17 protein-coding genes and 6 pseudogenes are annotated in these 24,775 nt (G+C 61.8%); 3 read left to right on the forward strand and 20 right to left on the reverse strand.

What is annotated here, in order from left to right:
• Window positions 1-95 precede the first annotated feature (95 nt).
• Window positions 96-275 (forward strand): annotated as a pseudogene (locus CWO89_RS47545) (transposase); the annotation flags it as partial.
• Here CWO89_RS47545 and CWO89_RS03185 read toward each other — a convergent pair.
• The 9 genes and pseudogenes from CWO89_RS03185 to CWO89_RS03230 form a co-directional block, all read right to left on the reverse strand.
• A pseudogene (locus tag CWO89_RS03185) lies at window positions 268-1,374 on the reverse strand (nitrilase-related carbon-nitrogen hydrolase); the annotation flags it as partial. The pseudogenes CWO89_RS47545 and CWO89_RS03185 sit on opposite strands and share 8 nt — an antisense overlap.
• A gap of 22 nt (window positions 1,375-1,396) precedes the next feature.
• A complete protein-coding gene (gene urtE / locus CWO89_RS03190; protein ID WP_130577223.1) occupies window positions 1,397-2,095 on the reverse strand; it encodes an urea ABC transporter ATP-binding subunit UrtE in 699 nt (232 codons plus the stop codon).
• Window positions 2,092-2,296 (reverse strand): annotated as a pseudogene (locus tag CWO89_RS49385) (ABC transporter ATP-binding protein C-terminal domain-containing protein); the annotation flags it as partial. The gene urtE and the pseudogene CWO89_RS49385, both read right to left, overlap by 4 nt.
• Window positions 2,297-2,387: 91 nt before the next feature.
• Window positions 2,388-3,545 carry an urea ABC transporter permease subunit UrtC gene (urtC, locus tag CWO89_RS03205; RefSeq protein WP_130577224.1) on the reverse strand — a complete coding sequence of 386 codons (1,158 nt, stop codon included), beginning with the start codon at window positions 3,543-3,545 and terminating at the stop codon, window positions 2,388-2,390.
• Window positions 3,546-3,550: 5 nt separating this feature from the next.
• Complete coding sequence (gene urtB / locus CWO89_RS03210; RefSeq protein WP_130577225.1) at window positions 3,551-4,444, reverse strand: urea ABC transporter permease subunit UrtB; 894 nt, start codon at window positions 4,442-4,444, stop codon at window positions 3,551-3,553.
• A gap of 78 nt (window positions 4,445-4,522) precedes the next feature.
• Window positions 4,523-5,773: a transporter substrate-binding domain-containing protein gene (locus CWO89_RS03215; protein WP_130577226.1), complete on the reverse strand. Its 1,251-nt coding sequence runs from the start codon at window positions 5,771-5,773 to the stop codon at window positions 4,523-4,525.
• Between the two features lie 342 nt (window positions 5,774-6,115).
• Window positions 6,116-6,706: an ANTAR domain-containing response regulator gene (locus tag CWO89_RS03220; RefSeq protein ID WP_028161838.1), complete on the reverse strand. Its 591-nt coding sequence runs from the start codon at window positions 6,704-6,706 to the stop codon at window positions 6,116-6,118.
• A gap of 14 nt (window positions 6,707-6,720) precedes the next feature.
• A complete protein-coding gene (locus CWO89_RS03225; protein WP_130577227.1) occupies window positions 6,721-7,872 on the reverse strand; it encodes a transporter substrate-binding domain-containing protein in 1,152 nt (383 codons plus the stop codon).
• 197 nt (window positions 7,873-8,069) lie between these two features.
• Entirely contained in the window at window positions 8,070-9,026 is a 957-nt protein-coding gene (locus tag CWO89_RS03230) for a LysR family transcriptional regulator (RefSeq protein ID WP_130577228.1), read from the reverse strand.
• A 36-nt stretch (window positions 9,027-9,062) separates the two neighbouring features.
• On the opposite strand from CWO89_RS03230, the pseudogene CWO89_RS03235 reads away from it, so the two are divergent.
• Both CWO89_RS03235 and CWO89_RS03240 read left to right on the forward strand, forming a co-directional pair.
• Window positions 9,063-10,692, forward strand: a pseudogene (locus CWO89_RS03235) (GMC family oxidoreductase).
• Between the two features lie 32 nt (window positions 10,693-10,724).
• A pseudogene (locus CWO89_RS03240) lies at window positions 10,725-12,220 on the forward strand (CoA-acylating methylmalonate-semialdehyde dehydrogenase).
• 94 nt (window positions 12,221-12,314) lie between these two features.
• On the opposite strand, the gene eutC reads toward CWO89_RS03240, so the two are convergent.
• The 11 genes and pseudogenes from eutC to CWO89_RS03295 all read right to left on the reverse strand — a co-directional run bounded on the left by eutC (window position 12,315) and on the right by CWO89_RS03295 (window position 24,729).
• A complete protein-coding gene (eutC, locus tag CWO89_RS03245) occupies window positions 12,315-13,121 on the reverse strand; it encodes an ethanolamine ammonia-lyase subunit EutC (RefSeq protein WP_130577229.1) in 807 nt (268 codons plus the stop codon).
• 1 nt (window position 13,122) lies between these two features.
• The gene (locus CWO89_RS03250) at window positions 13,123-14,514 is read right to left on the reverse strand and encodes an ethanolamine ammonia-lyase subunit EutB (RefSeq protein WP_130577230.1); all 1,392 of its coding nucleotides are present in this window, start codon (window positions 14,512-14,514) and stop codon (window positions 13,123-13,125) included.
• A gap of 9 nt (window positions 14,515-14,523) precedes the next feature.
• Window positions 14,524-15,312, reverse strand: coding sequence for a histidinol-phosphatase (gene hisN, locus CWO89_RS03255; protein WP_130577231.1), 789 nt, complete (start codon window positions 15,310-15,312; stop codon window positions 14,524-14,526).
• Complete coding sequence (locus tag CWO89_RS03260) at window positions 15,312-16,247, reverse strand: choline/ethanolamine kinase family protein (protein ID WP_130577232.1); 936 nt, start codon at window positions 16,245-16,247, stop codon at window positions 15,312-15,314. Before CWO89_RS03260 ends, hisN begins: the two co-directional genes overlap by 1 nt.
• A 20-nt stretch (window positions 16,248-16,267) precedes the next feature.
• Window positions 16,268-17,233, reverse strand: coding sequence for a phosphotransferase (locus CWO89_RS03265; RefSeq protein ID WP_130577233.1), 966 nt, complete (start codon window positions 17,231-17,233; stop codon window positions 16,268-16,270).
• Window positions 17,230-18,519: a Zn-dependent hydrolase gene (locus CWO89_RS03270; RefSeq protein ID WP_130577234.1), complete on the reverse strand. Its 1,290-nt coding sequence runs from the start codon at window positions 18,517-18,519 to the stop codon at window positions 17,230-17,232. The genes CWO89_RS03265 and CWO89_RS03270 overlap by 4 nt, the downstream gene beginning before the upstream one ends.
• On the reverse strand, window positions 18,512-19,273 hold the full coding sequence (locus CWO89_RS03275; protein WP_130577235.1) for a DeoR/GlpR family DNA-binding transcription regulator: 762 nt from the start codon (window positions 19,271-19,273) through the stop codon (window positions 18,512-18,514). The genes CWO89_RS03270 and CWO89_RS03275 overlap by 8 nt, the downstream gene beginning before the upstream one ends.
• A 61-nt stretch (window positions 19,274-19,334) precedes the next feature.
• Window positions 19,335-21,173 carry an ABC transporter ATP-binding protein gene (locus CWO89_RS03280; RefSeq protein WP_130577236.1) on the reverse strand — a complete coding sequence of 613 codons (1,839 nt, stop codon included), beginning with the start codon at window positions 21,171-21,173 and terminating at the stop codon, window positions 19,335-19,337.
• Window positions 21,170-22,090: an ABC transporter permease gene (locus CWO89_RS03285; RefSeq protein ID WP_130577237.1), complete on the reverse strand. Its 921-nt coding sequence runs from the start codon at window positions 22,088-22,090 to the stop codon at window positions 21,170-21,172. The genes CWO89_RS03280 and CWO89_RS03285 overlap by 4 nt, the downstream gene beginning before the upstream one ends.
• A gap of 13 nt (window positions 22,091-22,103) precedes the next feature.
• Complete coding sequence (locus tag CWO89_RS03290; RefSeq protein WP_130577238.1) at window positions 22,104-23,084, reverse strand: ABC transporter permease; 981 nt, start codon at window positions 23,082-23,084, stop codon at window positions 22,104-22,106.
• Between the two features lie 69 nt (window positions 23,085-23,153).
• Window positions 23,154-24,729 (reverse strand): annotated as a pseudogene (locus tag CWO89_RS03295) (ABC transporter substrate-binding protein).
• Window positions 24,730-24,775 lie beyond the last annotated feature (46 nt).

Genomic DNA, 24,775 nt, shown 5'->3' on the forward strand with positions numbered 1-24,775 from the left:
TGCGGAAGGTTCTGCAAAAGCTGAGAGGCTGAAGCGGTCATGGTAAGTCCGGTGATTGCGAAGATCACCGCTCATAGAGGAGCTTGGACCCCGCCATGACCGTGACGAAGATTAGGACGGACGTCTCTGCAGTCAAAGAGTTGTTGAGGTCGGACAAGGAGTTCCTGAAGCCGCTGATCCAGGGTGCGGTGCAGGAGATTCTCGAAGCCGAGATGACGGAGACGCTGGGTGCGGAGAAAGGAGAGCGCAGCGACGGACGGCTTGGCTATACGTCCGCAGCTTCATGGCGAGCCTGGTCAACGCCTTGACGGCGGGCCCCTCCAGTTCCTCGGCGTGCGCTGCCGGATCGGTCAAGCCGGTCAATGACAGCTCGGGAAAGACGACCATGTCGGGCTTGGCAGTCCCGACAAGCTCGCGGGCGCGATGCTCGATGGTCGCCAGATTTGCAGCGACATCGTCGGCTGGCGAAAATTGCACGACCGCCAGCTGCGACAGCTTCCCCTTCGGAATCGGCTGGTAGCCGTAGAGCTTGAAAAAGTCGCCCGGATTCCAGGTGAAACTGTTGGTCATCAGTTCGGGGTAGAGTTCCGGGCGCCGTTTCTCAAACACTTTCTCGCCGAGCACCTCGCGTTTGCGTGACCTGCTCAGATCGATTTCTGCATAAGCGATGCCGTCCCCGGCATCGATCGACGCCGCCACGCGGCCGTCCGGCTCGATGATGCAGCTGCCGCCCGAGAACTGCACGGTGCGCTCCAATCCCCAACGGTTCGCCTCGATCACGTAGCAGGAATTCTCGAATGCCCGGTTGATCCAGTAAGGCGCAGGCGTGCGCTCCTGCAGCCAGTTCGAGATGTGGCAGATCACGTCGGCGCCCGCGACCGCCTCGATGCGTGCGGTTTCGAAAAAGTGCAGGTCCATGCAGACCAGCATTCCGATCCGACCGAGTTCGGTCTTGAAGACCTGATGCGCGACGTCGCCGTTCGCCGCCCATTTGGGCTCGGCGATATAGGGATGCGATTTGCGATGCCGACCGACGATCCCGTTCGGTCCGATGAGGACGGCTGTATTGTAGTAGAGCTCGGTCGCAGGATCGACCTCGGGCATCCCGAGCACGATGTAGCAATTATGCTGCTCGCAAATCCGCTGGAAGCGGTCCGTCGACGGGCCCGGAACGGTCTCGACGAACGGCTTGACCTCGTCGCGATCATACCAGCAGTACCCCGTCGTCCCCATCTCGGGAGTGACGATCAGGCGCGCGCCCTCGGCTGCGGCCTCGGTGCAGAGCTTGATCAGACGCGCGAGATTGCGCTCCTTCTCGTACATGGTCGGCTCGAATTGAACCGTTGCGGCGCGGTAGCTCGTGGATGTCGTCATTGATGTACTCCGGAAGGCGCCGTCAGACGGCCATGTGCTCGTGAACGAGCGTGTCGGTGAGAGTGGAGATCGGGCCAGACGCAACGATCTGCCCCTTCTCGAGCATCGCGAAACCGTGGGACGCGAAGCGAACGAATTCGATGTTCTGCTCGACGAGGACGACGGTCAGCCCCATCTCGCGATTGAGCCGAACAATGATGCGCTCGATATCCTCGACGATCGACGGCTGGATGCCCTCATTCGGCTCGTCGAGCAGCAACACCTTCGGGTCGGCCGCGAGCGCGCGTGCGATCGCGAGCTGCTGCTGCTGTCCGCCGGACAGCAAGCCGCCTGGCCGATCGAGATTCTCGGTGAGGTAAGGAAACAGCTCTCCGATGAAATCCGGCAAAACGCGCTTGCCATCGCGGCGGGCAAAGCAGCCCATCAGGATGTTTTCCCGGATCGTGAAGTCGGCGATGATCTCGCGCCCCTGCGGCACGTATGCGATCCCGGCGGCAGCCCTCAAATGCGTCGGCTTGGCCGACAGATCCTCGCCATTGAGGACGATGCGCCCGTCGGCGTGATCCGTGAGCGCCATGATCGTTTTCAGGAGTGTCGTCTTGCCGGTCCCGTTCCGGCCCACGACGCTCGTCACCTGCCCTGCCGGAACTGTGAGCGACAAACCGTGAAGGACGTGGCTGCGGCCGTAAAAGCTGTCGATACTGGAGAGCTGGAGCGTCACGACAACCCCTTTGACCCGAGATAGGCTGCGCGGACCTTCGGGTTCGCCTCGATTCTCCGAGATCCCGCCCTCGGCCAGGACGCGGCCGAGATGGAGAACCGTGATCCGCTGCGCAATCTCGCGCACGAAGCCCATATCGTGCTCGACCACGAGCATCGTGTGCTGCCCTTTCATGCCGTTGATGATCTCTGCGGTTCTCCGTCATCGACGGTGAGCGAGACGTTGTCGACTGCCTTGAAGCCGCCGAAGTTCACGCCGAGCCCGTCGATCGTGATCGCGACCGCCGACATTCTCAAGCCTCCTTGGTTTCGGTGACGGCCGCGCTGGACATCGGGACATGAGCAACACGCGGCTTGTCACGCCCGACCGAAGCAAACCGCCCGATCTGGTCATGCAAGAGCCCAGCGAGGCCCCGAGGAAGGAACAGGACGGTCAGCACGAAGACCAGTCCTATGATCGCTTTCCAGGCTCCGACCAGCGCCTCCGTTTCGCTGATGCCGGCCTCCATCATGTTGATCAGAATCGCTCCAACGCACGCGCCCAGGATGGAAGCGCGGCCGCCGACGGCCGCCCAGACCACCATCGTCACGGAGAAGGCAAGATCCATGAAGGTCGGCGAGGCAAACTGCGCGACGATCACATAGAGCATGCCCGCCACGCCCGAGATCGCCGCCGCCACGCAAAAGAAGAACGTCTGGTAGAGCGAGACGTCGAAACCGAGATAGCGAACGCGCCGCTGGTCGTCCCGTGCCGCCTGCAACACCAGACCGGCCCGGGTCTCGACGATCAGGCGCGTCGCCACCAGGGTCAGGGTCAAGATACCCGCGGCCAGCCAGTACGTGCCCTTGCTGTAAGGATCGAACTCGAAGCCGAAGATCTCGAGCGAGGCGAGGTCCGTCAGCCCGTTGAATCCACCCGTGACCGGCTGCGCATCGACCAGCACGAGGCGAACGAGCAGCACCAGGGCCAGCGTGATGATCGAGACAAACGGCCCTTCGATCCGCTTGCGAAATACAATGATGCCCAGCAAAGCCGCCACGATCACCGGCAGCGCAATTCCCATGACGAGACCGACGCTCTGGTGCTGGAACGGCAGCCAGAGAAATGATGCCTTGTTGATGCAACACAGGTCGGTCGGCGCACCCGGCTCGGCATTCCAGAGCATGAAGTCCGGCACCGGCTTGTCCGCACCCTGTTGCAGGCTGGTTGGGCTCGCCAGTTTCAGCGACATGGCGAGCATGTAGGCGCCGAGCCCGAAGAAAAGCCCCTGCCCGAGATTGAGGATACCCGCGTAGCCCCAGGACAGCGCGATCGCGATGCCGAGCATGCCATAGACGAGAAACTTGGCGATCCGGTTCAGCCCAAATTCGTCGACGAACAGCGGCACCGCAAAGATTGCGACGATGAACAGCGCGTAAGCGCAAAGTGTCAGCCTGCGATCGAGAGTCATGGAGCTCAGCGACGTTTGAACGAGAACAGCCCTTCGGGCTTCAAGACGATGACGAGAATCACGGCCGCGAAGATCACGGCGCGCGCCAGGATGTCGTTGGTCGCGACTGCGACGAGCGCATTGGTTTCTCCCAGAAGTCCGGATGCCATGATGGTACCGATCAGGCTACCGAGGCCGCCGGTGACTACAACCATGAAGCCGTCGACCACCATGCTCGAACCGAGATCAGGCGAGACCCCCTTGAAGCCTGACATCATGACGCCGGCAACACCGGCTAGTCCCGAGCCATAAGCGAAGGTGAGCGCATTGACCTTCCTGACGTCGATACCGCAAGCGGCCGCCATTTTCGGGTTGCGAATGATCGCGCGGACCTTCATTCCGAGCGACGTCCAGTACATGATGAACCAGGTCAGCGCGGTGAGCACCACGGTCACGAGCACGATGAAGCCACGGTAGGCATTGAGTTCGACGCCGGCGATGTTGACCACCCCCTGAAGTTCGGCAGGCACGGCGACATTCTGCAGGCCAGTTCCCAGGCCAGCGATGTGGATTCCCAGGAATGTCAAGCCGAACTCGAGCCGGATCGCCTGCTGAATCAGCATGGAGACTCCCCACGTCGCGAGCAGGGTGTCGAGAAGCCGCCCGTAGAGACGGCTCACCACCAGACGTTCGATGATCCAGCCAAGGGCTGCAGCGGCGAGAAAGGCCAGTGGTAAGGCCACATAGAAGCTCGTCTTCAGCCATATCCCCGAGAGCACCGCCACGTAGGCCCCTGCCATCACGATCTCGCCATGCGCCATGTTGATGACGCCCATGGCACCGTAGGTGATCGCAAGGCCGAGTGCGACCAGCAGCAGAATCGAGCTCAAGCTGAGGCCGATGAAAAGAACGTCAATCATGAAGCGTACCGCAAATCCAGCGCCTGTCGCTGTCATAGCCCGTGAGGCGAAGATCGTCTCACGGGCTGAGTGATGAGCTCAGATCTTCAGCTTCGCCGTATCGAGGCCCTTCGAGGTGCAGAAGAGGTTGGATTCGGTTTCGCCATAGGCGAAATACGGAAGCGGCTTGATCGGGTGCGGATAGGCATCGACCACCTTGCTCTGGCCGTCCGCCTGCCACTGACCGATGCGCGGCGTCAGCCAGCAATGCAGATTGTCGGCGTCGATCGTCACCTTACCGCCGGGCGCCTCGTAGCTCTGACCTGCGATGCCGGTCCGGATCCCCTCTGCGCCGAGATCCTTGCTCTTCTCCACCGCCTGCTTCCACAGGAAGACCTGGAAATAGGCGGCCTCCAGCGAATGATAAGTGACCTGCTTAGGATCGTTGACGAATTTACGGAAGCGCTCGATGAAGCTCTTGTTCCCTGGCATGTCGAGCGACATGAAATATGGGAACGAGGTATAGCTACCGGCCGCGTAATCCGCGCCCATGGCGGCGATCTCGATTTCCGACGTCACAGTTGCGCAAATCGGGATGTCGGCCTGCGAGATGCCCTGGTTCTTGAACTCTCGATAGAATGCGATGATGGAGTCACCGACGACATTGGACAAGACGACATCGGCGCCCGACTCCTTGATCTTCTTCACCATGACCGCCCACTCGGAATGGCCGAGCTCGAGATACTCGTCGGCCACCCATTGGGCGCCAGCGGCCTCGATCAGCTTCTTGGAAACTTTCGCCATCTCGCGTGGGTAAATGTAGTTCGAACCAACGATGAAGAACTTCTTCTTTCCGAGAGTCTTCACGATCCAGGGAATATAGTTCGCGAGCTGATGGTTCGGCACGGCGCCGGAGTAAATCACGTTGCGCGAGCACTCGAACCCTTCGTAGTGGGTTTGATAGAACAGCATCGCACCGCGCTTCTCGAAGATCGGCAGTACAGCCTTGCGGCTCGCGGAGGTGTGGCAGCCAAAGACGGTCATGATCTTGTCCTTGACGATCAGCTTGGAGGCCTTCTCCGAGAATGTCTTCGGATCGGACGCCCCATCCTCAACGACGACCTCGACGGGACGGCCCAGGATGCCGCCCGTGGCATTGATTTCGGCGACGGCCATCGACACGCCATTGGCGAGCAGCTTCTCCGCCACTGCCAGATTTCCCGTCTGCGAGTAGAGCGCGCCGACCTTGATCGGCTCGGCCGCAAAAGCACGGCTCACAATGTGTGGTGCGGCGAGGCTGGCTGAACCCAGCGTGGCTGCTTTCAGAAGGTGACGACGACTTACGTTCATAGAACTTCCCCTGTTTCCAAAAGTCGATGAAAGCGGAAAAACATCCATCTCCCTTCGTCCGGCGCCGGCAAATTCAAGCCAACACCTGCCGAGCTCAAGGCGAGCGCCATCGGTCGAACAACATGTCGACTTGACGATCATCCCGAAATGAATGGGCTGACGGCCTTGTCAGCAGGCAACAAAAAACCCGCACTCTCCTCTGTTCAGAGGATTGAGCGGGCTCCATCGCCGCAGTGTCGCGTGTGCTACACGCCACACACCTAGAACATGGCCTCAATGGTTGAGGGGATGCGCCAGGAACATCTGTTTCAGATGTCGGAAAATACAAGCATCGTTTTTTATCTAACGCAAGAGGATTTCGGAATTGATGACTGAATTTGCAATCTCGTCGATCGGAAGACGCTGCGCCATCGCCTCTTGGCGCAGCTTTGCGTAGGCGTCCTGCTCGTTCAAATTGTTCGCCGCCATCAGGATCGCCTTTGCGCGCGCAATTTTCTGATCGCCCAGAACCTTCCTCTTGTACTTGCGCGCCTCTTTCAAGAGACGTTGCCGTTGCAGCCAGAGATTGCGGGCGATCGCAAGATTCGTGAGCACCCCAAACGGCTTGATCGGACGCTCGATCACCGACAATGCGCCGCTCTCAAGCACCATCTGCAGCATCGACGGATTCTCATAGCTCACAATGGCAAGGATGGTCGGCGGCGGATTCGGCATCGACTTCAGCAGTTGCCCGATCTCCTCGCGAGCCTCGTCTTCCATCGAGAGAAAGACCACGTCGCATTCCTTGGGCACGGACGAAGGTACCGGCCACAGCAGGTTCGCCATGCAACCGATACGGCGCAGATGCTCGACAAGCCGTTCGCCGTCGGCGTCGAATGGGTGGATCACGGCAACGTCGAGGTCACGAAGATCCTTGAGAAGAGCGACGGACATGGATTTGGCCTCGCTCAGTAGGACAATGCCCATGCACTTCCCGGTTCATGCTTGAAGCGGACCTCCAGCATGAACGGGTCGGGTGGCACCCTCACTCCGGCATCATGCACGACGCGGTAATTTCCAGTGGCATCAACGCGCGCAACGCGCGGCCACAGATGCGTGTGGTTGGTGTTGGCATCGATCCGGACCGGTCCCTGCGGCGCGTCATACTCCACTTCCCAGAGCGACCGCAGCAGCTCTTCGAGATGGTCGCTGCGGCTCCGCTCCAGTGCTGCCGCGAAGAGGTGAACCGAGAAGTAAGCAGCTTCGGCGGGCGCCGTCATCGGCCAGTCCTTCCCTACCCGCTTATGGTAGGCATCAACGAACGCGCTGGCGGCCGGCGTATCGATGGTCTGAAAGAATGGCGCGGCTGTGACATGGCCTTCAGCAACATCGGGCCGCATCAGAACGACATCAGCTTCGCTGGTCGATTGACTGGCGATCGGAAGCTGGCGGCCGTCAAACCCGGCGTCTTTGAAGGCAGTATAGAATGGCACGATGCCTGCGCCGACAATCGTAGAGTAAATAACATCGGGCTTCATCGTGCGGACCCTGTCGAGGATCTTTGCGATGTGGCCATCGGTCAAGCTGAGCGGCACATACATTTCGTCGACAGCATGACCACCGGCCCCCGCGAAGAGATCCGCAATGATCCTGTTCGACTCATAGGGATAGACATAGTTAGATCCCACCAGAAACACGCGGCCTCCGTAGTTCTTCGTGAGATAGTCGACCAGCTGAACTGAGTTCTGATTTGGAGCTGCACCGGTAAAGATGCAGTGGCGCGAATACTCGAAGCCCTCGTAGAGCGTCGGATAGAACATCAACGCGCCTCGCGCCTCGACGACCGGCAACATCGCCTTGCGGGTACTCGACATATGCCCGCCGAAGATCACGCGCACACGGTCCTCATCCAGGAGCTTCACCGTCAGCTCGCGATATCGAGATGGCGTGGAGGCCGGATCGTAGGCTACGGGCTCAATGGGACGTCCGCATACGCCGCCAGCCGCGTTGATTTCTTCGATCGCGAGAAGCGTAGCCGCTCGCTGCGTGCGCTCGATCGCTCCGGTCACTCCGGTCTCGGAAAACAAGATACCGACGCGCCAAGTCTCTGAATCCATCAGCGTTCACCCAAAAAGAAATGGTCCCCGCCCCCTTCTACAGAGGCCGAGAACCACACTGTTCGCGTTCAGGGCGACCTCGACCATGCGAGCCGCATACAAAGTATGTCAGAGGTCGGGACTCGTTGCAATGCAGCAACCGTAAAAACTTCGGCCATAAACGAACGCGAGTTTCCGCGCGAAATGCGGGGGCGTCCAATTCAGCGCAAGAAGGACCTGCGATCTGCGCGGACCGCTGCCGCAACCGCCTCGAGCACCACGCGGACGCGGCGAAGTTGACGGGTATCGTCGTGGACAGACATCCAGTAGCTGCGCGTTGCCTGGAACTTGTCTCCGAGCAGAAGCTTCAACCCCGGTCGCTCGCGTGCAATATAACGCGGCAGAACGCCGATCGCCGCGCCGCTGACCACCGCGTCGACCTGCGCGATCACGCTGCTGGTGCGGATCGTCGGAACGACTTCCACACCGTCACCCAAGTCAAGGAAGTTCAACTGCTGGGTGAAGAGAAGCTCGGGGATGTACCCGACGAAGACGTGTTTCCTGAGATCCTGCAGCGACCTCGGACGACCCATCCGCTGGAAGTAGATATCCGAACCATAGAGATCGAGCGTGTAGTCAGTCAGCTTCTGCGCCGTGACCTGCCCCGTCACCGGCCGGTCGAGCGTGATCGAAATATCGACCTCGCGCGCCGCCAACGAATAGGTCCGCGGCAAGGCGACCAGTTCGATTTCGAGCTCGGGATGCGCGGCGGACAGCAGGAAGAGCTTCCTGCCGAGATATCCGGCCCCAAGGCCTTCCGGAGCACCGATCCGGACGCGTCCATTCACCAGCGACTGCGCATCGGCCAGTCCGGCGATGTCGCGCAAGATGATCGATTCCAGTTCCTCCGTGATTTCAGCGAGCCGGCGGCCATGCTCGGTCACCGCCGTCCGCCGCCCCGCCCTCTCGACCAGCGGCATCCCGACCGACCGCTCGAGCCGGAGGACACGACGTCCGACCGTTGAATCGTCGATGCCGAGCAGTTTCGCGGCCTCGGACATCCGGCCGCTGCGCGTTACCTGGAGAAAGATTCGCAGATCATCCCAATCCATTCGAGCTTCTCGCATTTTTGCAAATAGACGTCGCAGTTTCGGGCATTGAGAGCATAAATCCGCCATGCCATCCAGCGGCAACACTGCGCGGAGAGAAACCTGATGCCGATCGAGGGGGATTTTGACTATGTGGTTGTCGGTGCAGGCACCGCAGGCTGCATCGTCGCGAGCCGGCTTTCCGAAGACCCGCGCAACGGCGTCCTTCTGCTCGAAGCCGGTGGGAGGGACAACTGGATCTGGTTTCACATTCCGGTCGGCTATCTGTTTGCCATCGGAAATCCGCGCGCCGACTGGATGTTCAAGACTGACTCTGAGCCGGGATTGAACGGACGCGAGCTGGCCTATCCCCGCGGCAAGGTGATCGGCGGCTCGTCCGCGATCAATGCGATGATCTCGATGCGAGGTCAGGCCGCGGACTATGACGGATGGCGCCAGATCGGACTGACGGGCTGGGGCTGGGATGATGTCCTGTCGGAATTTCGCAATCTCGAAGACCACTTCATGGGCGCGAGCGACCTCCATGGCGCGGGCGGCGGTTGGCGGATCGAGCCTCCACGCGTGTCATGGCCGGTTCTCGATGCCGTGGCAACGGCCGCTCAGGAGATGGGCATTCCGCGCAGTCTGGATTTCAACACCGGAGACAACGAAGGTGTAGGCTACTTCCACGTCAACCAGAAGCGCGGCCGACGGTGGTCTTCGGCGCGAGGTTTTCTGAAGCCGGCCTTGAGCCGCCCAAACCTCCGCCTCCAGACCAATGTTTGTGTGGACCGGCTCCGCTTCGAAAACCGCCGTGTGACCGGCCTGCATCTGGTCCGAGACGGTCAATCCGTCGAGGTCGATGCCAAGCGGGAAGTCATCCTGTGTGCCGGCGCGATCGGCTCCGTGCAGATCTTGCATCGCTCCGGCGTGGGGCCAGCGGACTGGCTTCGCCCGTTGGGTGTCGACATTGCACTTGATAGTCAGGGCATCGGACGAAACCTGCAGGATCATCTTCAGCAGCGCGCGATCTACAAGGTCAGCGGCATTCGCACGTTAAACGAAACGTACCATTCGCTTAGCCGCCGCGCCCTCATGGGACTCGACTACATCTTTCGCCGGCGCGGCCCGCTCACCATGGCGCCTTCACAGCTCGGCATCTTCACCCGATCGAGCCCCACGCATGAGAGAGCCAATATCCAGTTTCATATCCAGCCTCTCTCGCTCGACAAGTTCGGCGAACCACTGCACCGCTTTCCTGCGATCACGGTCGCCGCCTGCAATCTTCGGCCGACATCACGGGGGCACGGTCCGGATCGAGTCCAGCAGCCCCAATGCCCCGCCACGCATCGCGCCAAACTATCTTGCCACGCCCGAGGACCGGCTCGTCGCGGCGGATGCCATTCGGGTCACCCGCACGCTGATGCGACAGCCGGCGGTCGCTCCCTACGCGCCCGAGGAATTTTTGCCCGGTCCGCACGTCGTCGACGACGACGCGTCACTCGCACACGCTGCCGGCAATATCGGGACCACCATCTTCCATCCGGTCGGCACCATCAAGATGGGGCCCGAGGCGGATCCGCTGTCACCGCTTGACGCACGCCTTCGCATGCGAGGCATCGACGGGCTCCGGGTCATCGACGCCTCGATCATGCCGACCATCACATCGGGAAATACCAATACTCCAACCGCAATGATCGCGCGCAGGGGCGCCGGCATGGTGCTGGACGACGCGCATCGATCCCGCATCGCTTAGCTGCCATTCGTTTCATCGAGGAGACTCCGCAAATGACCCATTCCGTTCCGCATTTCATCAATGGCGCCCCGGTCGGGTCTTTGCACGGCCGTGCCGCACCGATATACAATCCTGCGACAGGCGAGCAATCAGGGACCGTGCCGCTGTCCAGCGCCGACGAGGTCTCTTCAGCCGTTGCGTCCGCACGGACCGCCTTTCCCGACTGGGCCAAGTCCCCGCCGCTGCGGCGTGCGCGCATCCTCAATCGTTTCCTCCGTATCCTCGAGGACCGACTCGATGAGCTCGCGGCCGTGATCACGTCGGAGCACGGCAAGGTTTTTTCCGACGCAAAGGGGGAAGTGCAACGTGGAGCGGAGGTCGTGGAGTTTGCCACCGGCGCGCCGCAGCTTCTGAAAGGCGAAATCACCGAGAACGTCGGTACGCGTGTGGATAGCCATTCGTTGCGCCAGCCGCTCGGAGTCGTCGCGGGCATCACACCATTCAATTTTCCGGCGATGGTTCCGATGTGGATGTTTCCGGTGGCACTGGCCTGCGGCAACACATTCATCTTGAAACCCTCCGAGAAGGTTCCCTCCGCATCCATCCTGCTGGCGCGATGGTTGCAAGAGGCCGGGCTGCCGGACGGCGTGTTCAACCTCATTCACGGCGACAAGCAAGCGGTCGACGCGCTGTTGACGCATCCTGATGTCGCAGCGGTCAGCTTCGTTGGCTCGACACCCGTCGCACGATCGATCTACGAGACCGCAACTCGGCACGGAAAGCGCTGCCAGGCCCTGGGCGGCGCAAAGAATCATATGATCATCATGCCGGATGCAGACATGGACCAGGCTGTAGACGCGCTCATGGGTGCGGCCTATGGCTCGGCCGGCGAACGCTGTATGGCGATTTCGGTAGCGGTCCCTGTCGGTGAGACGACGGCAAGGACCTTGATCGAAAAGCTGGTACCTCGGATTCATGCATCGAACATTGGTCCAGGCATGGACCCGAAGAGCGAGATGGGCCCGCTTGTCAGCCAGCAACATCGCGACAAGGTGCGAGGATACATTGATGCCGGCGTCGCCGAAGGTGCGACGCTGCTGGTGGACGGTCGTGAATTTCGGCGCCAAGGTTACGAGAATGGCTACTTCACAGGCGGCACACTGTTCGATCGCGTCACACCCGACATGACGATCTACCGGGAAGAGATCTTCGGACCGGTCCTCGCGGTCGTACGCGCCTCGTCTTATGACGAGGCCGCCGCCCTGATCAACGCGCACCAGTTCGGCAATGGCACCGCGATCTTTACGCGCGACGGCGATGCGGCCCGCGAGTTCGCGAGATCCAGGTTGGCATGGTGGGCATCAATGTGCCGATTCCCGTTCCGATGGCTTTCCATTCCTTCGGCGGCTGGAAAGCCTCCTTGTTTGGCGATCACCATATGCACGGACCGGAAGGCGTCCGATTTTATACCAGATTGAAGACAATTACGACGCGGTGGCCGACGGGTATTCGCACCGGCGCGGAGTACGTGATGCCAACGATGGGATGAAAGGCAAGCGACCGGATACCCCTGCTGCCAAGACATGCGCGGTAGGGAAGGGTGACCGCCCTTCCCCACACGAACCAGCATGCGGCGAATACACCTATAGTGCACGATGCGGAAGGCGCGCGCCCCCTGCAACGTCCGCGACCGCTTCTCGGCAATAAGTCTCTAGGGCATTCTTCAATCCAACTCCGCTAATGCCCGTTTTGAGCATATCCGCCACTAACGACGCCACACCGTCCGCCGCGTTGTCGATTCCGAGCCCACCGGCACGGATGTTCGAGATGCAATTCCTCCGCGAATCGGGCGTACCCGACTGCGGCGAATAGGTGACATAGACCCCGGCGCTGTCGGCCGCCGAGAGGCCGGGACGCTCTCCGATCACCATGATGCAGATCTGCGCACGAAGCGTTTCCGCGATGGGATCGCCAAGCGCCACGCGCGCCTGCGATGTCAACACCAGAGGTGCAATTGAAAGCCGTCGTGCCAAAAGACGTTCGACGATGGCGCGGACCAGGGGCACGGCGTTGGCGTCGATGGCGTTGGCCGACAATCCGTCCGCCACGATGATCACGATGTCGGCGCCTGACCTCATGCCGGCAAGGCGCTTCGCCGCCTCCGTCGAGAGTTTCCGGCCGAGATCTGGACGACGGACATAGGTGGCGCGGTCGATGGCCTGGCTTTCGACCTCGACGATGCCGAGCTTCAACTCGCCCAACGCAGCCCGCAACGAAGCCCAATTGACCTCGGACCAGACTGCCTGCCGCGCTCGCGCGTGATCGAGCAGGAACGACTGCGCTGCCCGCGTCGGCACCCCCGCGCCGAACCGGCCGAGACGCACCCGCGCGTCGGTCATCTGGCGAAGATCGAATGACGCCGCGGCTGTTCCTTCGCGTTCATCCTTCATGTCAGGCACCAGGTAGCCGTGCGTTCGCCATGTAGTTCGCGAGTCGCGGCACCTCCTCCAGAAGACGGCCAGCCCGATCGGTCAACCCGATCTCCACGAGCCATCGCTCGAACTCCGGCGCGGGCGGCCGCTTCAGCGTTTCACGGCAATAGACAGCGTCGTGGTGTGCGAGCGACTGGTAATTCAGCATCACGTCATCTGAGCCGGGCACAGTGATGACGAAATTGACGTTGGCCGCGCAGAGCAGCGTCAGCAGCGCATCCATATCTTCCTGGTCTGCATCGGCATGATTGGTGTAGCAGACGTCCACACCCATTGGCAGGCCGAGCAGCTTGCCGCAGAAGTGATCCTCGAGGCCTGCGCGAATGATCTGCTTGCCGTTGAACAGATATTCCGGTCCGATGAATCCGACCACGGTGTTGATGAGCAGCGGGCTGAACTCGCGCGCGACAGCATAGGCCCGGACTTCCATCGTCTGCTGATCGACGCCGAAATTTGCTTCCGCCGAGAGCGCTGCGCCCTGCCCGGTCTCAAAATACATCAGATTGGCATCGGCCGGACCCCGGTGGAGGCCGCGCACGGCTTCATGGGCCTCCTTCAGCAAAGCGAGGCTGACGCCGAATCCCTCATTGGCCTTCTGCGATCCAGCGATCGACTGGAACACAAGATCGACAGGCGCATCGGCCATGACGGCTTTCAGGGCCGTCGTCACGTGCCCCAGGCAGCAGGTTTGCGTCGGAATCGACAGGCGACTACGCAAATCGTCCAGCAGAGAGACGATACGGACATAGTCATCCACCGTATCCGTCGCCGGATTGACCCCGATCACCGCATCGCCTGATCCCATCAGCAATCCGTCGATGGCCGAAGCGGCAATGCCATAGGAATCATCGGTCGGGTGGTTCGGCTGATTGCGCGTCGAAAGCCGTCCCTTGAGCCCGATCGTCGAGCGGAATGTCGTAACCACTTCCCGCTTGGACGCCACCGAGATCAGATCCTGCAACCGCATGATCTTCGAGACCGCAGCCACCATCTCGGGCGTCAGGCCGGGCGCCACCGCTTCAAGCTGCCTCTGGCCTGTCTCCGGCTTGAGCAGCCATTCGCGAAATTCACCGACAGTGAGCGATGAAACGATCGCAAAGGCGATCGGGTCATGGCGATCCATGATCAGGCGCGAGACGTCGTCGGTGTCGGCCGGAATCAGCTCCTCGGCCAGGAAGGTCTTGAGCGGCAAATCGGCGAGCGCCATCTGGGCCGCGAGCCGTTCGACCGGACCGTCCGCGGCGATGCCGGCAAGCTGATCGCCCGACCGCTCGGGCGTCGCCTTGGCCATCAGATCCTTGAGGTCGGCAAAGCCGAAGACGGTTCCTTCGATGGTTGTCTTGTACGGCATGATCGGTGGCTACCCGTTGATCAAGGCCAGCGCTTCGGCATGAAGTCGCGGCGTTGCCGTCGCCAAGACGCGTCCTTCCGAGCGAATTGAAAGCGGACATCCGTCCCAATCGGTGATGCAGCCGCCCGCGCCCTGCACGATCGGAACCAGGGCCATGTAGTCATATGGCTGAAGCCCCGTTTCGAGAACGATGTCGCAGTGTCCCGACGCAAGCAGACCATAGATGTAACAGTCTCCGCCAAAACGGCGCAGTCTGGCGGCTCGCGAAAGCCGCTCGAATGCCACCATCTCGCTGTTGCGGAACATGTCGGGCGATGTCGTGTAAAAGCGCGCGTCCACGACACGCTCGCAGGCGCTGGTCCGCGCCGATCCACTGCCGAACAGCGCGAGACCAGGCTTTGCCGCCCACCGTTCGCCTGTAAAGGGAACGTCGATCAGGCCGCAGAACGGTTGCTCCTGATAGGTCAGCGCGATCAGCGTGCCGAACAAGGGAAAGCCGCTGATAAAGCTCTTGGTGCCGTCGATCGGGTCGACGATCCAGGTGAACGCACCGCCGGGCTTGCGTCCGATCTCCTCACCGATGATGCCATGCTCCGGAAAGCGTGCCTGGATTCGTTCCCTGAGGCGCAACTCGACCAATCTATCAGCAATCGTCACCGGGCTGGTATCGGACTTGGCGACGACGTCCAGCGGCGTGCGGAAATAGGACAGCACGATGGGCCTGACCGAATCTGCGAGCTCGGCAGCGAATGACAGGTAGACGTCGGCATCGTCTGCCGTGACGGCCTGTTGAGCCATTACAGCGCTTTCAGGAACAGCGGCCATCGCGGATCGTGGATGATGGAGCGCGCCCGCATGTGTTTCCATATGCCGTATTTGTAGAAGTCGAAGTCCAACGTCGAGAGCCGGTTCTGCACCATCGCCCAGGTGCTCCACTTGATGTCGGCGAGTGCCTTGTGGACAATGAAGCGCGCGTGCCATCGCTTGTCGTATCGGCCGAAATACGCCTCGATGATCTCCTGCTCGACATCTTCCGGGAAGAAGTGCTCGCCGCTCCAGATCGCGAGGTCGTAGAGCCGCTCGTTGTTGGATGCATATTCGAAGTCGATCAGCTTGATCGAACCGTCCTCGCCGACCAGGAAGTTTCCAGGCATCGGATCGTTGAAGCAGGGAACGAGGTCGAGCCCGGCGGCCTCGAGCGCTGCACGCGCCTGTTGATATTGGCGGTAGAGCCAGGCATGATCCTCGGGCCAATGTCCGCCGAGTTGCCTCACCTGCTCGTAGTGCTCCTCGATCATGTCGAACACGGTCTTGGTCAGCGGCAGTGGCGAAGCCGCGTGGAGGCGGCGATAGATCTGCACCACGTTGGCACGAAAGGCCGGATCGACGAAGTCGCGATGGGTCGACGCCCGCCGGTCAGCGAGAAATTCGGAGACCTCGATGTCGAGATGGTCGAGGAAGTCGAAAGTGCGAGGCCCGACACCGATCACCTCGGCCTGCCTGCTGGCGGCCCGCGCCGCATTACGATCGATGAACATCTCGGTGCCGCGGCCCGGAATCTTCACGAAATATCCGACGGGATCCTGCTCGACCGTCACACGGAAATTGGTGTTGCTGATGCCACCGGACACCGGCTGATAAGACAAGCGGCGCCCTTTCCAGGCCTCGACCTGAACGATCGCGGCCTCGAGAGACCGCTCCGTATCCGACCTGCCGCTACCGACTTCAATCATGCCTCTCGTCTCGCTTCGCCCTAGAGAGTTCGCAACCGCTGCTCGAAGCCCGGATGTCCGAGCAGCATCCGGCAGCGCAGGAACCGCCATTCCGCGTATTTCAGGAACTCCACGCCGCGAAGCGGCGATCGTGCGTGCTGAAGCAGGCTGCGCAACGCCCAATACAGATCGTCGGCTGCGGCATACAGCCTGCATCGACTGAAGGCCTGCTCGCTGAATCGACCATCATGCATCTCCAGCAGCGGCTTCATCTGGCTCTCGAACTGGAACAGCTCGTTCATCTGAACACCCAGTTGGTAGTAGGGATCGATGTCGCCGGCCATGTCGAAATCCACCAGCATCATCGCGTTGTCCGGGCCGAGCATCACGTTTGAGGAATGCGGATCGCCGTGCGCAGGTTTCCGTTCGACCCCGGCCGCGGAGATCGCCTCGCGGATCGCCGTCATCCATGCCAGCATCCAGCCCGCATCGCCCGGGAGCACGGCTCCTGCCCCTGCGACCAGCGGACAAAGCTCATCGATCCCGTCGAAAACCGACCAGGACCGACCGAATGGCTCGCCCGCGGCGATCGACTTCTGCATGTCGATGAGCCGGACCATCGCGCCGTCCTGCATCAAGTCGTCGATTTTCGCCGTGCGCCAGCCATTGCCGAGCCGCGCGAACAGCGCGGCCCTTTCGGCAGGCGCACGCGCGATCGGCTGCGGCGACAGATGAAGCCCATGAAGGCTGCACGCCGCCGAAAACGCCACCTCGTCGTCGACCAGTTCGGCAACCTCGTCATTTGCGAGCCGAAGGAAGAGCGTTGCATCATTGCCCTCGGGGGCGACGTTGAACGAGGTCGACTCGACGGCATGGTAGGACGGCGAGGCCACCGGAAACGTGGAGGCTGCATAGGCCGCTCGCGCGGCATCGATGACCGGCAAGCTCCTGATCGCGCGTTCGGCGCGCTGCTCGAGGGCCGTCGCCGGATTGCCGAGCGTCTTCATGCTGCCGTCCCGCTTGGATCGACCGCTTGCAGGCCTTCGCTGGCGATCGCGTACAGCATGTCCGCCAGGACCTGCGTTCCGAGGGCCTGATCGGGGGCGCTCGTGAACTCGGTCGGGTGATGAATGACGCCGTCGCGCGAGCGCACCGCCAGAACGACCGAAGGACAGACACCGGACATCGCCACGGCATCGTGCCCGCCGATCGTGTCCAGATGGCGCGCCGTTTCACCATGGGTGGCGGCAGTTCGCTCGGCGAGCGCGATCAGCCCTTCGGCAAACCGACCCGCCTTGCGGCGGTCGACCGCCCTAACCTGGTAGGTCACGCCGGCCTTCTCCGCCGCTGCCTCGACCCGGAGCTTCATCTTGCGTTCGGCTTCGGCGAGAACGTCGGGCGAGCCCGACCGTAACTCGATGAAGAGAACGGCTTCGGACGGGACCGTATTGGGCGAATTCGGAAACACCTCCAGACGGCCGACGGAGGTGTGCAGGTCGAGGCCGTGCTCGCCGGCGATCTGCTTCAGATCGGCAATGAGATAGGCCGCCCCGAGCACCGCGTCCTTTCGCTCTGCCATCGGCGTCGCGCCCGTATGCGCCTGCCGGCCAAGGAATGCCAGACGATACTTGGTTGCGCCCCAGAAGCGGGTAAAAATTCCGAACGTCTCGCCGGCCTCGAACAACGCCTTGTCGCCCTCGATATGAAGCTCGATCAGTGCGCTGGGGATTGCCACCTTGTCCTTTCCGGCATAGCCGATCTCGGCGAGGGATTGGCGCACGGTCACTCCATCGCCATCCTTGCGGTCGAGCGCCCATTCGAGCTCGGTTGCCCCGGCGAATACGCTGCTGCCCAACAGGCTCGGCTGGAAACGCGCGCCCTCCTCATTGGTCCAATTCACCACCTGGAAATTGCAGAGCGGCAGCTTGTTCTCCGCCTTGAACCTTTCCGACACGGCGAGCACCGCCTCGCAAGCCGCGACGACACCGAGGGCCCCATCGAAGCGGCCGCCATTCGGCTGGCTGTCGATATGCGATCCGACCATGACGACCGGCGCGTTGGCGCCCGCCATCGACAGGCTCCCGAACTGATTGCCGATCGCGTCCACGGCCTGCGCAAAGCTATTTCGGGCGAACCATCGACCGAGCCAATCGCGTGCCGCTCCATCTTCCTTCGACAGCGCCAGCCGCGTCATGGATCCGTCCGGCCCGCCACCGAATGTCGACAGTTCATCCATCATCGCCTGAAGGCGCGAAGGATCGATGGGAGCGCGACTGCAGGCGATTTCAGACATAGATGATTTCCACGTTGGATTTGAGGAACTGCTCGGAAAAATCCTTGGTCAGGGTGCATCCTGTGATCACCCCATCGACGTCGTGCAGACCGAACGTGTGGATTGAACCGAGGCGACCGAATTTGGAGCCGTCGGCGACGATGACCGAACGCTTGGCCTGGGCCCGCGCCACGCGGCGGATGATCGCCTCGTCCTCCCCGTAGTCCATGAAGCCGCGTTCGGCATGCACGGCGCTGATCGCGATGATCGCGAGATCGAAGAAATGCTCCTTCATCGCGGCCACCGTCTCCGGCCCGAAAGTGGCCTGGTAGTCCGGCCGCAACCGTCCTCCGAGCACGCGAACGCTGGGCGGCGACGAATAATAGAAGTGGGCCGCGACCGCGAGCGAGTTGCTCACGATCGTCAGATCCTTGCGGATTTCGAGATGCTTCAGGCATGCCAGCGCCGTGGTTCCTTCGTCGACGAAGATCTTCATGCCGTCCTTGACCAGAGCCGCCGCGGCCTCGCCGATCCGCGCCTTCTCCCTTGCGCCGACCCGCAAGCGTTCGGCAAAGGGCTGGTCGCTCTCCTGCCGATCCAGCACGGCACCACCATAGACACGGCGCGCGAACCCCTGCGTCTCGAGCTCCCTGAGGTCGCGCCGGATCGATTCCTGGCTGACGTTGAACTGATCGACCAGATCCTTGACATGGACCCGCTGCTGCTGACGCAGCAGATCGCGGATCAGTTCCAGACGATGCTCTGTAAAGCTCATGGCCGTTTCCCGGTTGCCACGGCACTGTCGACCGCTTCATGGTCCATATTGACGCCCCATCTCATGGCATCGTGGCGCGCACGTCGAGGCTGGCGGAAGCTGTCGGCGGCACCACCAGATGGCAGGCAGCGAAATCCTGCCGCTCCCGCACCGTCAGGCTGGGCTGAAGACGACCGCATTTGTTCATGGCCTGGGGGCAACGCGACCTGAAGCTGCAGCCGATGGGAATGTCGAGCGGGCTCGGCGGCTCACCCTCCAGCAGGCAATCCTCCGGCCGATAGCGACGCTGCTCAAGTGTCGGCATGGCGCTCAGAAGCGCCTTTGTATAGGGGTGTGCCGGATCGAAGAACAGACGCTCATTGTCGGCGAGCTCGAAGACCTCGCCGAGATACATCACGGCCACGCGGTTGCAAGCTTTCCTCACCATCGCAAGGTCGTGCGAGATGAAGATGTAGGTGAGATCATAATCCTTCTGAAGCTTCTGGAACAGGTCAAGCAGCTTGAACTGCTCGGCCTGGTCAAGCGCCGATAGCGTCTCGTCCATGATCAGGATTTCCGGCTCAAGAACCAGCGCACGGGCAACGTTGACGCGTTGCCGCTGTCCCGCGCTCAAGCCCAGCGGGAGCTCCTCGTAGAGTTCGGCCGGCAGCCCTACCTCTCCCATCACCTTCAGCACGCGCTCGCGAATCCGGGCTTTGTCGCGCCACCCGTGCGTCCGCAGCGGATCCTCCAGCATGGTTCCGATCGCGGTCCGCGGCGGCAGCGAACCGAACGGGTCCTGCAGCACCATCTGCAGCTTGCCACGAAATTCGAGTAAAGCCCTGCCCTTCAGCGTCGCGATATCCTTGTCCGCACAGAGAATCTGCCCGGAGCTCGGCAGTTCGAGCCTGCTGAGAAGCCGCATCAGGGTCGATTTTCCGCAGCCGGACTCACCGACGATGGCGAAGCTGTCGCCGCGACGGATGTCAAAGGTGACATTGCGCACCGCGCGCACGAGATTGACCCCGCCGAAGCCGGTCTTCTTCCTGACCTTGTAGATCTGTGAGGCGTCGCGGAGGCTGAGGACCACTTCGCGCTGCCCGTCGGAGTGCGGCGTCGATGCGGGCTCACCCCATATTCTCGGCGTCTGCCGGACCAGCTCGCGGGTATAGGGATAGACCGGTCGGTCGATCAGATCTTCGGTGGACTGCTCCTCGACGATACGACCTGCATCCATGACCAGGATGCGCGAGCAAGCCTCGCGCGTCACCGGAAGCGACGACGAGATGAACAGGACGGCGGTATTGAACGTCGTCGTCAATTCCTTCATCAGCCGAATCACCTGGGCTGCGACGGTGACATCGAGCGGCTGCGTAACGTTATCGGCGACCAACAGCGCAGGATTTGTCACCAACGCGTCCACGATGAGCGCGCGCTGCATCATGCCGCCCGAAAACTGCGAGGGATAATCGTGAAAGCGATTTCGCGCAGACGGAATCCGCACGGCGTCGAGCAGCTCGACGACGCGCCCTTCGGCCTCCCGACGCGATACGCCAGGCACCACCGCGCGCATCTTCTCGACGATCTGGGCGCCGACCGGCAGGGTGGGATCGAGTGCGCCCATCGGATTGGCGCCGACATAGGACACCCGCTGGCGCAACGCGCGCATGTCCGCGCCGCGCAGCGCGTAAATGTCACGTCCCTCGAACAGGACCTCGCCGGATCGTCTCGTCAACGGCGGCTCGAGCCAGTTGACCACGGCTTTGGAAAGCACGGTCTTGCCGGAGCCGCTGGCGCCGACGACGCCAACGATCTCGCGCGGCGCCAGGCTCAACGACACGCTGTCGAGGATGATCTTCGGCGCCTCGATGCGGCCGCCGGCAATCGTCACGTTCCTGAGCGCGAGAAGCGGCCGCGTCATCCTTCCGCTCCTCCGTGAACGGTGTTGCGCGCGCGTTCGAGGGACGCCCCGATCAGGTTGATGCTGGTGAGGGTCAATCCGAGGAACAGGCCCGGCATTGTGGCGATCCACCACGCGTTCAGCAGATATTTGCGCCCGTCCGCAATGATGTTGCCGAATGTCGGCGTCGGCGGCTGCACCCCGAGCCCGAGAAAGCCGAGCGTCGATTCGAAGATCATCATGCGCGCGACGTCGAGCACGGAGGTGAACAGGACGGGCGGCAGCAGCAATGGCAGCAGCAGGCTCAGGATGATCCGAAGGTCGGTCGAACCGCCGATCTTCGCGGCGCGGACATACTCCCGCTGCCGCTCGGTCATCACGATGCTGCGCATGATGCGTGCGTAAACCGGCCAGTTGGAAATCCCGAGCACCAGGATGATCGCCGGGATGGTCGGGCGAGAGACGCCGAGGACGGAAATGGCAAGGATGATCATCGGGATCGAAAGCTGCGCGTCGGTCAGCCGCATGATGATCGCGTCGGTCCGTCCGCCGAAATAGCCGGCAATCGTGCCGAGCGTGCAGCCGATCGCCAGCATGACGATGACGGAGGCGACGCCGATCAGGAACGAGTAGCGCAGGCCGACGAGCGAACGCACCAGCATGTCGCGGCCGATCTGGTCGGTCCCGAGCGGATGGGCCCAGCTCCAGTTGCCGCCGAGAAACAGCGGCGGCAGCAGGCGGGCCTTGATATCCATCTTGGTCGGATCGAGGCTGCTCAGTTCCGGATAGAGCGCGGCTGCCAACGCAAGCACGACGAAGATGCCGAGGCCGACGCGGAATCCCGGCGTGGCTGCCGCCTTGTCGAAAATGCGTCGGGCGATGGAGCGTTGGACCGGCTTGCGCGCAATCGGCGCGCCGGCGGCGGTGGCGACTGACATCAATATTCCAGCCTCAATATTCCAGCCTCGGGTCCATGGTGGTGGCGACGAGATCGACGACGATATTGATCAGCACGAAGATCGCACTGGTGACAATGGCGATCCCCTGGATCAGCGGGAAGTCGCGCTGCAGCACCGCGTTGATGGTGAGGAGGCCGAGCCCAGGATAGTCGAAGATGTACTCGACGATGATCACCCCACCGAGCAGGCTCGAAAACTGGATCCCGAGCAGGTTGAGAAGCGGCACGGAGGCATTGCGGAGCGCATGGTTCGCAATGATGCGGCCGCGACCGAGGCCGCGTACGTGCCCCACCGCCACATAAGGCTCCGTCATCTGCGCCGATACGGAGCTGACGAGCGTCCGGATCAGAACGGGTGACAGTTCGACGGCCAGCACGACGGCCGGGAGGACCGTATAGGCGAACCCCTTGTAGCCAATCGCCGGCAGCCACCCGAGCTTGACCGAGAACAGCAGTGCCAGGACGATTCCGAGCCAAAAGTTCGGCAGCGATATGAAGATCGAGGAAATGTAGAACGCGAGCTTGTCCGGCCATCGCCCGATCGCCAGACCACCGGCAACTCCAATGACGCCCGAGAAAACCAGCGCGATCACCAGCGTGAGCGCGGCGAGCTGAAGGGTCATGGGCAAGGCTTCCAGGATCAGGCTCAGGACCTTTGCCCGTTCACCGCGCGTCGTGTCGTTGAAGGTCGCGCCGCCCGTCGCGGCGCCATTGGCTGGCCGCACGAAGGATTGGCCGAGATCGCCGCGCACGACGCCGCCCATGTACCGCCCGAACTGGACAACGATCGGGTCGCGCAAGCCCATGTCAGTCGCAATCTTCTCGATCAGGGCCTCCGGTGCCATACCGCCTGCCATCAGGCGCACCGGATCGCCCGGCACGATTCTGAGCAGCGTGAAGATCAGCAGCGACACGAGGAATATAATGAGCACGCCCTGAGCCAGACGCCGCAGCAGGAAATTCAGGACGAACATTCGCGAGCTCCGGAAGGGGCATGCTGAACCGCGTGCCGGCCAGGCCCAGCACGCAGCGAGCATTCGTGGTCAGGCGACGGGCCTGGAGGCATCCATTGATCCATCCGGATAGATGTACAGGCCTTCGAAATCCTTCTGCATCGCGTGGATCATCACGGACGTGAAGAGCGCGAGCGCCGGCATCTTCGAGGCCAGCAAAGGCATCGTTTCGGTCTGCAGGATCTTCTTTCGCTCCTCGAGCGTCGGCGCGCTGCGCTCCTTGTCGAGGCTCGCATCGATTGCCGGATCCTCGATGCCGCAGATGCGATGCGACGACGAGTGGAAATGGGTGCGGAGGATCAAGTCGGGCTCGGGCGAACCGGTCGACCAGCCGCAGTCGACCATATGGCCGGGGCCGCCGCCAGGGCGATGGTACAGCCTCTCGTTCCAGGCGGCAGGCTCAAGCACGGTCAGGCTGACGTTGAAGCCCTGTTCGTTGAGCATCGCGGTGATGATCTCGCCATACTCCTTGGTCTTCGGATAGAAGCCGACCGACGTGATGTATTCGAGTGGCGGCAATCCTTTGCCGTTCGGAAAGCCGGCCTCGGCGAGCAGCGCCTGGCACTTCTTCGGATCGAACTTCGGATAGTTCTCGAGATCGATGTAGCCGAACTTGACAGGCGATACGAAGTTGGATGACGCGTGCCCTGCAGAGCCCAGCACTTCGAGGATGAGATCGCGATTGATCGCATGACAGGCGGCAAGACGGATGCGCGGATCGTTGAACGGCGGCTTCGAGCAGCGGAACCAGAGATACTTGTTCTCGACCGATACCACCCGGTTGATGTGGATGTTCGGATTGCCCTTGACGGTATCGACCTGCTCGGGCTCCAGCCGCTCGACGATCGAGGCCTGGCCGTTCATCAGCGACAGCATGCGCGTCGTTGAATCGCCGGTGAAGGTGAAATTGATGCCCGTGATCGCAGGCTTGCCTTTGAAGTAGCCATCGAAGGCCTTCATCACGGTATCGTTGCCGCGCTGCTCGACGAACTTGAAGGGACCGGTGCCGTTGAGCCGCTGCGACAGCACGCCGCCCGGCCCGCCGGCAACATCCTTTGCCGACATGATCGGCAGGAAGGCCGCGAGGAACATGAAAAGGTGCGCCGGATAGCCGCCCTTCGAGGTGTCGATGATGACGGTGTAGTCGTCGGGCGTCTCGATCTTCAGCGTTTCGCTCGGGCCGGGATACCATTGCGCCGGGCGATCCGGCTTGGAGCCATATTCCAAAGTGGCCTTGACGTCGTCCGCCTTGAACGGCTTGCCATCGTGGAAGACCACGCCCCGGCGCAGCTTGGCGATTGGGATCGAGCAACTTGATGTCGGTGGCGAGCTCGTAGACAACCTCGCTCGGGTTATCGAGCCTCATCGGGGTGCGGGTGAGGAAGCCCATCACGAAGCCCTCGATGTTCTTCTGCGACAGCGTCGTGTGAGCGGTCGGATCCCAATTGCCGGTGATGTTCTCGGCCGACAGGAAGGTCATGGTCTTGCCGGCCTGTGCGTGAGCCGCGGAGATGAAATAATCCGGATTGATCTGCATGTAGCCTGCGGCAACCGCGGCTCCTGCCGCCCCTTTCAAAAAGTGGCGGCGGTCAACTTTCGGATGCATCGACATTCCCCTTGTTTCAGAACGACCAGAGAATCGGTCAAAACGG

This window comes from Bradyrhizobium sp. Leo170 (assembly GCF_004296405.1).
Taxonomy (GTDB): Bacteria; Pseudomonadota; Alphaproteobacteria; order Rhizobiales; family Xanthobacteraceae; genus Bradyrhizobium.